This is a genomic window from Corynebacterium sp. HMSC036D03 (assembly GCF_001836185.1).
GTDB lineage: Bacteria > Actinomycetota > Actinomycetes > Mycobacteriales > Mycobacteriaceae > Corynebacterium > Corynebacterium simulans.
In genome coordinates this window covers 88,084-100,278 of the sequence record NZ_KV827746.1, presented here as the reverse complement: position 1 = coordinate 100,278, position 12,195 = coordinate 88,084, and the positions used below count along the sequence as shown (strand labels likewise).

Genomic DNA, 12,195 nt, shown 5'->3' with positions numbered 1-12,195 from the left:
GAGCGAGTGTTTCACGTGAAACACTCGCTCTTTTTGGCCTTAAGCCGAGACGTTCTTAACCTTGTCGCCCTCGGTCTCGACGTCATATTCGGTTAGCGGTTTGGTTCCAGGGCCGTCGATGACGGAGCCGTCTTCCAGGTTGTAGGAAGTAAAATGCGTGGTGCAGGTTGCCGTCATCTCCTCGATCTGGGTGATTAGGCTGCCCTGGTGTGGGCAAGTCTGCGAGTATGCTTTAAACTCACCCTTCTTGGGTTGCGCGAAAATGACCTTGTCTACAATGACGGCCGAGCCGACCGGAACCTCGGTGGCTGCGATTTCTGCGCTTGGTTCCTTACCGCATGCGGCAAGGTAGGCGCCCGCGAAGGTGGTTGCGGAGCCGAGAAGGAAGATGCGACGTGAACACTGAGTCATGTGTCTACCCTATCGCATTCTTTCGGAAAATCGGCTCAGTTTCCTTTCGGTCGGTGAGGCCAAGTCTTGGAATAAACAAATTCTTTATACTCCCCATTTTCGGCTGACATTAGTTGCCAATCTTAAAGTCACTCATGACGATAAGTCCTTAGACTATCTGATTTGTTAATTAACGTCACTGTGTCTTTATGAAACTCTATGAAAATAGCCCCCGCAGCGCGAGGGCTGAAGGCTTGCTAGGCGTGATCTGCTTGCTCGGCTGCCTTGCGGAGCGCCCCGAGATCTACCTCGGGTTCGGTGGAGCCGCATCCATCGTCGCCACAGTTGCAGCTGTCACCGCAGCCCTCTTCTGCCTTGTGGGCTTCATCCCACAGGAAGGCTGCGCGAGAACCCATGTTAGATCCGATGGACAGCGCCAGGATGGAAATCACAAAAGTCAGGGCCGGGATGGTCCACATCCAGCCGCGTGCGGAGATCGCCACGACTCCGCCGAAGAGCAAAGAGACACCAGCGAGCATCCAGAATGGGCCGGCGATTGCATGAGCATTGTCCCAAGCTTCCTTAGTCTTGCGGATTTCTACCAGGCGGAGGCCCACGACACTATTACCGGGGAGCTTACGCGCGGTGGCGAGGCCGCCCACGATGAGGAAGATGGCGGCGAGGGTAAAGAAGATGATGGCTATCGCGAGCATGTCCCCTAGTTTATCCCTGAATTTGCCAGAAGAAAATCCAGCTCTTCGTGGGTTCGCGGTGATTTTACGATGAGTGTGAAAAGCTGCTCGTTTGGTAACATTCTGCTCGTGTTGTGCCAAAGAAAACAGTGGTCACACGCACCACATAACAATGAAAAGATAGCTAAATGAACCTCAAGAGTATTACTAGCTCTTTGCTCTTTAAGATCGTCGCTGCGATCATATTGGGCATTGCTGCTAGCTTCATTCTGCCGGAATGGGCCGCGCGCATCTTCGCCACGTTCAATGGGCTCTTCGGAAACTTTCTGGGCTTCTTCATCCCAGTTCTGATTTTCGCCCTCGTGGCGCCTGCGATTGCGGGGCTTGGTCGCGGCGCTGGCAAATGGCTCGGAATGACGGTCGCACTCGCGTATGGCTCCACGATTCTCGCGGGCTTCATTGCCTATGGATTGTCAGTCGCGCTTTATCCAACGATGCTTGCGGGCCAGACCATCGATACCAACGTTTCCGATATTGAGGAAGGTGCGCTGCAGCCCTACTTCACCGTGGATATGCCGCCACCTTTCGAAGTAATGTCGGCGTTGCTTTTGTCCTTCTGTATCGGCGTTGCGATGACTGCGGTGAAGTCCGACACTCTCTATGCGGTGACTAAAGAGCTGGAAGCCGTCGTAGTCAAGATTATCTGGGGATTCGTCGTTCCGCTTCTGCCGGTCTACATCTTCGGCATGTTCTTGTCGCTGGGAATGAATGGCAATCTTGGCGACGTCCTCGTTGCTTTCTCTAAGGTGCTTATCCTCGCCGTCGTCATGACCATCGTGTACCTTCTCTTCCAGTACCTGATCGCTGGCGCAATCGCGCGCAAGAATCCCTTCGTCGCGCTAAAGAATATGGCGCCGGCCTATTTCACCGCGCTGGGTACCTCATCCTCAGCGGCCACGATTCCGGTCTCCCTAGAGTCCGCGCTTAAGAATGGCATCTCCCGTCCGGTGGCTGGTTTCGTCATTCCGCTCGGCGCAACCATCCACATCTCGGGCTCGATGATCAAGCTGACTCTGTACGCTTTCGCCATCGTCACGATGACGGGCATGGATGTTTCCTTCGGCGAGGCGGCAGGGTTCATCTTCCTTCTGGCCATCATGATGGTTGCTGCGCCTGGCGTCCCAGGCGGTGCGGTGATGGTTGCGGTGGGTCTTCTGCAGGCAAACATGGGCTTCGATGATTCCCTCGTGGCGCTCATGATTGCGGCATACATTGCCATCGACTCGGTCGGTACCGCAGCGAATGTCACCGGCGACGGTGCAATCGCGATGATTGTGGATCGCTTCGCGCGCGGCAAGATTGAGGGCCTTGACAAGGAGACCACTACCCCAGCCGAACAACAGTAAGAGCTGTTCTTATAGGCGCTTAATCCAAAACTAGGACCCGAGGAAAGTTCATGCGAGAACTTCCTCGGGTCTTTTTATATGCGTTTTGATGCGCTCAGTTTTTTTAGGTGCCGCTACTTCTTGGTCGCCGCCTTCATGGATGCGACGAAGTCGGTGATGTCTTGCTTAAGGGCATCGACATCAATGTCGGTTTCACGTGAAACGTGCTTCTCAATGATCTTGGTGATTGCGGAGCCGGTTATAGCGCCCGCTGCGCCGGCAGCGATGGCATCGGCAACATGTTCTGGGGTGGAGATGCCGAAGCCGAGGAGAACCGGAGCGCCTTCGAAGCGCTTGACGTTGGCAACCACCTCGTCGAGGCCGCGGGTTTCCGAGACTTTCTCCGTACCAGTCACGCCGTCGCGGGAGATGGCATAAATGTAACCCTTGGAGTATTTAGCCACGCCTGCCAAGGTCTTCTCGCTCGCCTGTGCCGGTGCGATGAAGATTGGGTCGACGCCAGCCTTTTCCGCGGCCGCGACGAATGGGGCGCCTTCGCGCACCGGGACGTCGGGAAGCAGGATGCTATCTGCACCCGCATCGTGGAACTCCTGATAGAAGTTCTCGATGCCGCGGGTGAATGGGACGTTGCCGTAGATCAACATGCCGATGGGAAGCTCCGGAAACTCGGAGCGAATCTGCTTGATCTGCTCAATTGCGGCATCGACGGTCGCGCCGTTGGCTAGCGCGCGGATGTGCGAGGCCTGAATCGTCGGGCCATCGGCAACTGGGTCAGAGAAAGGAACGCCCAACTCGAGGGCGTCGGCACCGCCGGCGACGGCCGCGCGGACGATCTCCAGAGCTACTTCCGGAGAGGGATCGCTCAGCATGATGAAAGGAACGAATGCTCCCTCGTCCTTGAGGGTGGCAAACAGGGTGTCGTAGCGGCTCATTAGTTTTCCTCCTTGAGGCGCAGCTGTGGGTTCTGCTCGAGGGTGTGGCGGACGTGGTCGATGTCTTTATCGCCGCGGCCAGAAAGGGATACGAGGATGGTGATGTCTTCTTCTTTACGCTTCAACGCATAGGCGAGGGCGTGGGAAGATTCGAGGGCCGGGATGATGCCCTCCTTCTTGCTCAGTAGCTGAAAGGCTTCGAGTGCCTCGGCATCGGTGATGCCGACGTACTTAGCGCGGCCGGTCTTAGACAGGTGTGCGTGTTGTGGGCCGACACCCGGGTAATCCAGGCCGGCGGAGATGGAGTAAGACTCCTCTACTTGGCCGTCAGCATTGCGCATCAGATAGGAGCGCGCGCCGTGGAGGATGCCCACCGTTCCGTTGTTGATGGTGGCACCGTGCTTACCGGAGTCGAGGCCCTCGCCTCCTGGCTCAGCGCCAACTAACTCGACTCCCTCGTCCTCGATGAAATCGGCGAACATGCCGATGGCGTTGGAGCCGCCGCCGACACAGGCGACGACGAGGTCCGGCAGTTCGCCGGTTTGTTCAATCATCTGCGCCTTTGCCTCTTCGGAAATCACCTTGTGGAACTCGCGCACGATGGTTGGGAACGGGTGTGGGCCGGCTGCAGTACCGAGGAGATAGTGGGACTCGTGGAAGGTTGCGGTCCAATCGCGCAGTGCTTCGTTAACGGCGTCCTTGAGGGTGCCGGAACCGGTGTCGACGGGGACGACCTTGGCGCCCATGAGTTCCATGCGGTAGACGTTGGGTTGCTGGCGCTCGACGTCCTTGGCTCCCATGTAGACCACGCACTCAAGGTCGAGCAGCGCGCAAGCCAGTGCGGTGGCGGTGCCGTGCTGGCCGGCGCCGGTCTCTGCGATGATGCGGGTCTTGCCCATGCGCTTGGCCAGCAGAGCTTGGCCGATTACCTGGTTCGTCTTGTGTGCGCCGCCGTGCACCAAGTCCTCGCGCTTGAGGAAGATGCGGGCCTTGCCGCCGAGCTTGGTTGCCTCGGTCAGCGGAGTCGGGCGGCCGAGGTAATCCTTCAGGTAGCCGGCGAGCTCCTCACGGAAGGAGGGATCGTTTTGGGCATCGACGAAGGCTTGCTCAAGCTGATCGAGAGCTGGGATGAGGGATTCTGGCACGAATTGCCCGCCGAATTCACCGAAGTAGGCCGGGAGCAAGGTTTCCCTGGTTTCTTGTGTTTCAGTCATGTTCTTTCCTGTGTCGGGGTGTTGTGAAGAAGTCAATTTAAGGATTTGTGTAGTTGCGGATGGTTTGGAAGGCGCGGGCGATGAGGCCAGAGTCCTTGCCGCGGGAGGTCTCCATTCCGGAGTTGAGGTCGAGGCCGGCGGTGCCGACGGCGAGCGCTTCCTCCAGATTCTCGAGGTTGAGTCCTCCAGCGAGGAGGGCCGGGATATCACGTGGAACCGTGGACCAATCGAAGGTCTGCCCCGTGCCGCCGCGGCCGGTGTCGAGAACGAGGAGATCCGCGTCTCCGGCAAGCGCCCGCGCCAAGTCCGGGGCATCCGGCGCCGTCATGTCGATGGCACGCCAGACAAAGTTCGAATGCTTGCGGGCCTCCGCGATGAGCGCGCGCTCGGCTTCGACGCTCCCCTGATACGGGGCATGCAGCTGGATTGCGTGGATGCCCTCGAATGCAATCTCCGCGAAGTTGGATGTGCGGCGCGAGACCGCAACGTAACGCAGCCCCGGCTCGTGGCTGATGATCTGTTCCGCAGTTTCACGTGAAACATTGCGCGGAGAGTCCTCCTCGAAGATGAGTCCACCGTAGATGGCACCGGCCGTGCGGGCTGCCTGTGCCGCGGAAGGAGTACTGAGTCCGCAGACCTTGTTGTCGCCGTAGACGAGGCGGCGCGCGGCCAGGTCAATGTCCGGCTGGCTCGTCAGTTGAGAGCCGACGAGGAAAGCGTTGGCGTGGCCGCCGATGCGACGCACCGTCTGGTTATCGCGGATTCCTGACTCGGAGACAATGATCTTGCCTTGCGGAACATATTCCGCGAGCTTTTCCGAACGCGTCAGGTCGATGCTCAGATCGTGGAGGTTCCGATTATTGATGCCGATGATGTCGACGCCGAAGGCGACGGCGCGGTCGACCTCCTCCTTGGTAATCGCCTCCGTCAGTACGTCCAGTCCTAAGGAATCGGCGAGCGCCTTCAGCTCCGCGTAGGTCGCGTCGTCGACGATGGACATCATCAACAAGATGGCGTCGGCGCCATAGTAGCGCGCGGCATAAACCTGAATCGGGTCGATGATGAAGTCCTTGCACAGCACCGGCAGATGTGTGGACATCGCGACGGTTTGCAGATGATCATAATCGCCGCCGAACTTATCGGGTTCGCACAGTACCGAAATTGCCGAGGCATAGTGGGAGTAGATGCGCGCGATGGCACCCGGGTCGTAGTGCTCGCGGATGAGGCCGAGCGAAGGTGAGGAGGACTTGCACTCCATGATGAAGCGATTGGTGCCATCCAGGGCGTCGTAAAGCGAACGCTCCGACTTCGGCAGGTTCGCCAGATCCACGTGGGCGATGCGCTCACGGATCTCCGCGAGGTGGGTGCGACGCCCCGCGACGATCCCCTCCAGCACCGTTGGCAGCTTAGGCATAGTTCGCCTCCTCGTGGGTGCGCAACCAATCGGCCACCTGGCCGGAGTCGATGATTTCCTTCGCGTGGGCGACGCCCTCGGCGATGGTTGCGGTTTTGCCGTAGAGATAGAACATCGCACCCGCCGCGGCGACGATGGCATCGCGGTGTGCGGGCTTGCCCTCCCCCGCGAAGACGTCGCGAAGCAGCTGCGCATTCTCCGCGCCGTCACCGCCGACGAGGTCCGCGAGCTCGTGGCGTTCAATGCCGAGGCTTTCTGGCGTGACGTCATATTCGCTGATCTCGCCATCCTTTAGCTCCCACATGTGGGTGGTGCCGTGGACGGCAATCTCATCGGTGCCCGCACCGTGGACCACCAACGCGCGGGTGCGGCCTAGCTCCTTGAAGACTTCCGCGATGAGGCGTCCCTGCGCGGGGTTGGCGATGCCCATGATCTGAAACTCCGGGCGGCCCGGGGAAAGCAGTGGACCGAGGGTGTTGAAGATGGTGGAGATGCCGAGTGCTTTGCGCACCGGCTGCACGTGTGCCACCGCCGGGTTATAGGCCGGGGCGAAGAGGAAGGTGAAGTTGGACTCCTCAAACTGGCGCACGGCGCGCTCTGGATTGAGGTCTAGCGGAATGTTCAGCGCCTCGAGGACGTCGGCCGAACCCGACTTGGAAGAAACCGAGCGGTTGCCGTGCTTGATCATCTTCACCCCGTCGGAGGCTGCGACTAGCGACGCCGCGGTGGTGATGTTGATGGTATTCGCACCGTCACCACCGGTGCCCGCGGTGTCCATCAGGCCCTCGCCGGTGATCGGGAAAGGGCGGCCGGCCTTCAGGAAGGCATGGGCGGCACCGGCGACGTCGGCAAGCGTCTCGCCCCTGGTGCGGATGTGGGTGAGCAAAGCGGCGATGTGAATGTCGTCGTACTCGCCGACGGTCAGCGAAGTAAAGACCTTCCCGGCCTGTTCGAGGGTGGGTTCGGCGGTGTTCAAGTACTCCTGGAGCAGCTTCAGTGCGTTCTCGTTTTCCATTTAGTTGGCCTTTCCAAATAGGTACTTCGCGGACAAATACTCGATGCAGCTTTCCAGCATGATGGGCCCGGTGGGACTAAGTACGGACTCTGGGTGGAACTGGACCCCGAAGGCCATCTGGTCCTCGGTCTCGGCCGCCATGACGACGTCTCCGATGGCGGTCTCGGTGGTAGCCAGCGCCCGCATTTCTGTAGGGATTTTCTTGCAGCCCAGGGAGTGATAGCGCGCCACTGGGACTTGGGTGCCGACGTAATCCGGATTGTCCGGCTCGGAGTCGACGGCGAGCCCGGTGAAGATGGGATGTTTCGCGCCAGCTTTAGTGAGGGTCATCCGGACCGACTTGCCGTGAACCGGGCCGCAGGGCTCGACGGTGCCGCCGTGGTGATCCAGCAGCGCTTGGAAGCCGAGGCAGATGCCAAACAACGGGATCTTCCCCAGCACCTTATCGATGAGTTCCATCATGCAGCCGGCCTCGCGCGGGTGGCCCGGGCCTGGGGAGAGACAGATGATGTCGGGTTCCGCAGCCAGGACTTCTTCAACCGAGACGGTATTGCGGAAGATGGTCGTGCGGTAGCCGGCGAGCGCGTCGACCAAGTTGTAGACGAAGGAATCGTGGTTATCGATGAGCACCACGTGCGGGGAATGAGTCTGCGTGGAATGCGTCACCGGACAACCTCCAGTTTTGCGTTATGAGCGAGTGCGATGGCGTGCAGCACGGCATAGGCCTTGTGCAAGGTTTCATCGGCTTCGGCCTGCGGCACGGAATCGCGGACAACGCCGGCGCCAGCCTGAACCACCGCTACCCCGCCTTTCACGTAGGCGGAGCGGATGACGATGCAGTTATCCATGGAGCCATCGCCCTTCAAGTATCCCACTGCCCCGCCGTAGGAACCGCGGCGCGTTTTCTCGGTTTCGCGGATGAGTTCCATCGCGCGAAGCTTCGGGGCGCCGGTGAGAGTGCCCATGTTCATGCATGCGCGATAGGCGTCGAGGGCGTCGTAGTCCTCGTGGAGGGTGGCGGTTACACGTGAAACCAAGTGCATCACGCGGGAGTAGCGATCCACCTGGAGCAGCTCGGCGACCTTGCGAGTCTGTGGGACGGCCACGCGCGCGAGGTCGTTGCGGGCCAGATCCACAAGCATCGTGTGCTCGGCAACTTCCTTGTTATCCGTGCGCATCTCGAGCTCGTTGCGGATGTCGAGTTCGTGGTTGATGCTGCCATCCTTGTTGAGCCCGCGCGGCCGTGTGCCGGCGATGGGATAAAGCTGAACCTCGCGGCTTGGGGCGTCGAACTTTAGGTTGGATTCTGGTGAGGCGCCGAAGAGCTCATAGTCCGCGCCGCGCACGTAGAACATATACGGCGAAGGGTTCGTCTCGCGCAGTTGGCGGTAGGCGGCGAAGGCGTCGGGGCAATCGAGGGAAAATGCGCGGGATGGCACCACTTGGTAGATGTCCCCCACAGTCACGTTATTTTGTAACTGTGACACAATGGCGCGGAACTTGGAGTCGGTCATCGAAGCTTCCGCAGCGAGGCGATCTCGGTTCGGTGCGGGTTCTAGACTTTGCGGCTTGATGGATGCGAGCTCTGCCGAGCTTGCCGACGCCGCGTCCTCATTCAGATCGACCGCATGCAACGCGGCGGTCTCTGCAGCGTGGTCGATGGTGAGGAGAGTCTGTGCGACGAGAAACTCATAATCCGGATAATCGTTCGGCCCCTCCCCTACGGCGGGCGGTTTCTCGAAGGTCTCGAGATAGTCATAAGCAAAGCCGCCTCCGACGAATGGAAGGGCGCCATCCGGCGTGGAGTATCCGGCATCTAATTGAAGGGCACGAAGTACGGCGGCGGTCGAAACGTCGCGGAGGCGCTCGCGCTCGTCGCTCTTCGCGGAAAGGCTAAAGGCGAACGCCTCGCCATCGAAGTACTCGCCAAGCTGATCCTTGAGGCGCTCCATCATTGCCTCGCCCACTTTAGTTAGTGGCGTGGCTGTGACACGCTGTCCCCGGCAGGTAACTTTCAGCGCGGCCTGGAGAATTGCGATGCAATTGAGGTTCTTTTTCGACTCGATGTCGGCGGCTTCAAGGAGGAGGCTATCCTTCGGCTGCGCGAGCCGTTGGAAAAGCAGGGATGCATCCTGCTCATAAGGTATCGCTCGGGAGGCGGTATGGAAGACCGTTCCGGAGGTAGGGGTTGGTGGCATTCGTGGTGGCCTTTCGCGGCTAAATGTTGTCTGTAGCTTTTAAAGTTTTGAAGCTTTAGATTCGCGCCGCGTGCGCCGTGGTGGTTATAAAACCACGAAAGGCCCGCATAACGCGAGCCTAAATCTTCTGGGTTCGAGTGAACCGGCCCGCAGTTACGCGAGCCACCACCAGTTCTGGGTCTTGTTGGCCAGAAGTTGCATGAGACACACCATAGCATGAGTGTGTGCTACGTGTGTGGTTTCGAGCACATTTTATGCACGAACAAATGAATGCTCCGATGTATGGTTGTGACCATGGGCACACTTGAATCCAAACTCGCACCACTTCAGGAACAGTACTCGGAACAACTAACCAAGCGTCGTGAGGAAGCGGCCGAGACCTTCAAGCGTTTCATGGAAGTTCACGGCGACGATGAGAAGCTGAAGAAGCACAAGACATGGCAAGCGCCATATGTCGACGCCTTCGCCCGTGAGGTCGCTCCGAATCTCAGTGTCGATGAGGTTGAGCTCGTGCTCGGCCAATCGCTGGTGGAATACCACGGCAGCGATTGGCTCGTGGTTGGCGAGAACGATGGCGAGCCAGTCCTCGGCATCTTCGATCCGGGCCGTCGTAGCGCTGCCCTTCCCCGCAACTACGCCCGCGAAATCGTGGAAGGAAATTGTCCCAAGTTCTTCGGCCTCGACTGGGTCCAGGTCTGGGACTTTGAGCCGGATGCTCCGGAATATGCTCCGGGCAAGCCCATAGCGGTGATGGAACAAATCGTATTGAGTGCCGCTTTCTATCGCGCGTTGAAGCACCCAGAAGAATCTTCTAACGAGGTCCTGGATAAGGTCCTTCCAGAATTTGAAGCTGCCGATCTCCGCGAGAAGGGAGCGGAGCTGAACCGCCAGCCGCTCGCGGAGCGTCTGGAAGCGCTCCTGGCTAAGCACTCCTAGGCGCTGCTAACGCTAAACGCCCCGCGTAGTGTTTCACGTGAAACACTACGCGGGGCGTTGTTTGTGGCTGCTTTTTGAGCCGTTGCTTACTTGGTTGGCAACAGCGCCTTGTCGAAGTAAGCCTCGACCGCCGCGACGTTATCAAGCGGCAGTACCGCACCGACGTATTGGTCTGGACGGACGATGATAACGGCGCCCTCGCGGGAGATTCCGCGGGCGTCGAAGATGTCGCGCTCGCCAGGCAGGGCGTTGAATACGTTCTCCCAATTGGGGATATGGAACTTGCCGTTGAACGGGCGGAAGAGACGCGGGGCGTCCAAGATCTCGTAATCGTGGTGGTTGGTCTGCTGGTAGATGGCCTTGACGTCGAAGTAGGTGTTCTCGTCGGCGTCAGCGGGAGTGAACTTGGCCAGAACCTCTTTCATCCGCTCGGCCCAGGCGCTGAACTTGGATTCCTCGCCGGCCTTCGGGGCGTCGGCAAAAGCGTAGATGCGGTAGCGGCCGTCTGCGAAATGCTGGTGGCCCAGGTGCTGCTGAACTGCGTCGCAGCGGCGGAGAACCTCAAAGGACTTAAAACGCTTGCCCACCGGGAAGCCAGTGGCCAGTTCTTGATGCTGGGTGTCGCCGACGATGATGTTCTCCTCGTACTGGGTCATCATGCCGGCGGCGAATTCCTCGGCGGCGACGTAGTACTTCTCCACCGCGCATGGATCCTCGAGCTCCTCCGGCGGGGTGGCCATAAGGGTGGACCATTCCTTATCAAAGTTGATGAGGTTCTGTGCGGCTGGCTGGCGCTCGCCGTGGTAGGTGCTCAGCAGCTCCTCCGGCGCGCGGCCATCCAAGACGTGGCCAAGCTTCCAGCCAATGTTGAAACCATCCTGCATGGAAACGTTCATACCCTGGCCCGCCTTCGCGGAGTGGGTATGGCAAGCATCGCCGGTCAGGAAGACGCGCGGGGAATCGTTGTTGTCATCAAAGGCATCGACTAGGCGGTGGCCTACCTCGTAGACGGAGTGCCAAGCCACCATCTTCACATCGATGAAATAAGGAGAGTAGATCTCGTTGGCCTTCTCAATGATCTTCTCGATTGGCGTCTCGCGGATCTTGCCGTTGTCACCTTCTGGGACGACGCCCAAGTCGACGTAGATGCGGCAGAGGTAGCCGCCCTCGCGCGGGATGTGGAGGATCGAGCCAGCCTTGGAGTGGATGGCACACTTGGTGCGCCAATCTGGGAAGTCGGTATCGACCACGACGTCCATGACGCCCCACGCGTGGTTGGCCTGATCGCCGTCTAAGGAACGGCCGATGGACTTGCGCACGCGGGACTTGGCGCCGTCCGAGCCGACGACGTACTTGGCGTGGACTGTGCGGGGATTGCCGTTCTCATCTTCGAGCTTGACGGCAACGGGGTATTCGCCCTCCCCTACCTCGAGCTCGATGAACTTCCAGCCATAGTCCGGTTCGATGCGGCCCGGGGCGCGGTGGGCAAAGCGGGCGAAGTAATCCAGAACGCGGGCCTGGTTAACGATGAGGTGTGGGAACTCGGAGATGCCACCCTCGTCATCGACGGGGCGGGCGCCGCGGATAATGTGCTCGCGGTTTTCTGGATCCGGGTTCCAGAAGGACATCTCGGTGATCTCGTAGGCCTCTTCGGTGATTTCCTTGGCAAAGCCGAAAGCCTGGAAAGTCTCCACGGAACGGGACTGGATGCCGTCTGCCTGGCCCAGGATGAGGCGGTGCGGGCGGCGCTCGATGATGCGAGTGTTGACGCTCGGGAACATCGCCAGCTGTGCAGCCGTGATCATGCCCGCGGGCCCGGAGCCCACGATGAGGACGTCCATGGTGTCTGGCAGCTCGCTGGCGCGGTCGACGCCATAACCTGCGGGCTCGAGGACGCGGGGGTCTTGGGAAACATAACCATTGTGGTGGAACTGCACTGTGATCTCCTTGTTGGCCGAGATGAAGTGGATGGGATGCGGGTGACTTAACTCAATGCAT

Annotated in this window: 11 protein-coding genes; 2 read left to right on the top strand and 9 right to left on the bottom strand. The window is 59.5% G+C overall.

Features of this window, described 5'->3' with window-relative positions:
• Positions 1-39: 39 nt before the first annotated feature.
• The gene (locus tag HMPREF2692_RS08765) at positions 40-411 is read right to left on the bottom strand and encodes a Rieske (2Fe-2S) protein (RefSeq protein WP_061925459.1); all 372 of its coding nucleotides are present in this window, start codon (positions 409-411) and stop codon (positions 40-42) included.
• A gap of 236 nt (positions 412-647) precedes the next feature.
• Entirely contained in the window at positions 648-1,103 is a 456-nt protein-coding gene (locus tag HMPREF2692_RS08760; protein ID WP_061925457.1) for an SdpI family protein, read from the bottom strand.
• A gap of 167 nt (positions 1,104-1,270) precedes the next feature.
• On the opposite strand from HMPREF2692_RS08760, the gene HMPREF2692_RS08755 reads away from it, so the two are divergent.
• A complete protein-coding gene (locus HMPREF2692_RS08755; protein ID WP_070432470.1) occupies positions 1,271-2,488 on the top strand; it encodes a dicarboxylate/amino acid:cation symporter in 1,218 nt (405 codons plus the stop codon).
• Between the two features lie 113 nt (positions 2,489-2,601).
• Here the strand turns inward: HMPREF2692_RS08755 and trpA are convergent, their stop codons facing one another.
• From trpA to HMPREF2692_RS08725, 6 genes are read right to left on the bottom strand one after another with little or no spacing between them, the layout of a single operon-like run.
• The gene (gene trpA, locus HMPREF2692_RS08750) at positions 2,602-3,420 is read right to left on the bottom strand and encodes a tryptophan synthase subunit alpha (protein WP_070432469.1); all 819 of its coding nucleotides are present in this window, start codon (positions 3,418-3,420) and stop codon (positions 2,602-2,604) included.
• Complete coding sequence (trpB, locus tag HMPREF2692_RS08745; protein ID WP_070432468.1) at positions 3,420-4,634, bottom strand: tryptophan synthase subunit beta; 1,215 nt, start codon at positions 4,632-4,634, stop codon at positions 3,420-3,422. The genes trpA and trpB overlap by 1 nt, the downstream gene beginning before the upstream one ends.
• 37 nt (positions 4,635-4,671) lie before the next feature.
• Positions 4,672-6,048 carry a bifunctional indole-3-glycerol-phosphate synthase TrpC/phosphoribosylanthranilate isomerase TrpF gene (trpCF, locus tag HMPREF2692_RS08740; protein WP_070823396.1) on the bottom strand — a complete coding sequence of 459 codons (1,377 nt, stop codon included), beginning with the start codon at positions 6,046-6,048 and terminating at the stop codon, positions 4,672-4,674.
• The gene (gene trpD / locus HMPREF2692_RS08735) at positions 6,041-7,063 is read right to left on the bottom strand and encodes an anthranilate phosphoribosyltransferase (protein WP_070823394.1); all 1,023 of its coding nucleotides are present in this window, start codon (positions 7,061-7,063) and stop codon (positions 6,041-6,043) included. The genes trpCF and trpD overlap by 8 nt, the downstream gene beginning before the upstream one ends.
• Complete coding sequence (locus HMPREF2692_RS08730) at positions 7,064-7,729, bottom strand: anthranilate synthase component II (RefSeq protein WP_061925439.1); 666 nt, start codon at positions 7,727-7,729, stop codon at positions 7,064-7,066.
• Complete coding sequence (locus HMPREF2692_RS08725; RefSeq protein WP_061925436.1) at positions 7,726-9,261, bottom strand: anthranilate synthase component 1; 1,536 nt, start codon at positions 9,259-9,261, stop codon at positions 7,726-7,728. The genes HMPREF2692_RS08730 and HMPREF2692_RS08725 overlap by 4 nt, the downstream gene beginning before the upstream one ends.
• A gap of 294 nt (positions 9,262-9,555) precedes the next feature.
• Between HMPREF2692_RS08725 and HMPREF2692_RS08720 the strand changes: the two genes are divergently transcribed.
• The gene (locus HMPREF2692_RS08720) at positions 9,556-10,197 is read left to right on the top strand and encodes a hypothetical protein (RefSeq protein ID WP_141761318.1); all 642 of its coding nucleotides are present in this window, start codon (positions 9,556-9,558) and stop codon (positions 10,195-10,197) included.
• Positions 10,198-10,283: 86 nt separating this feature from the next.
• Here HMPREF2692_RS08720 and HMPREF2692_RS08715 read toward each other — a convergent pair whose 3' ends face one another.
• Positions 10,284-12,134, bottom strand: a complete 1,851-nt coding sequence (locus tag HMPREF2692_RS08715; RefSeq protein ID WP_070823392.1) for an FAD-dependent monooxygenase — start codon at positions 12,132-12,134, stop codon at positions 10,284-10,286.
• Positions 12,135-12,195 lie beyond the last annotated feature (61 nt).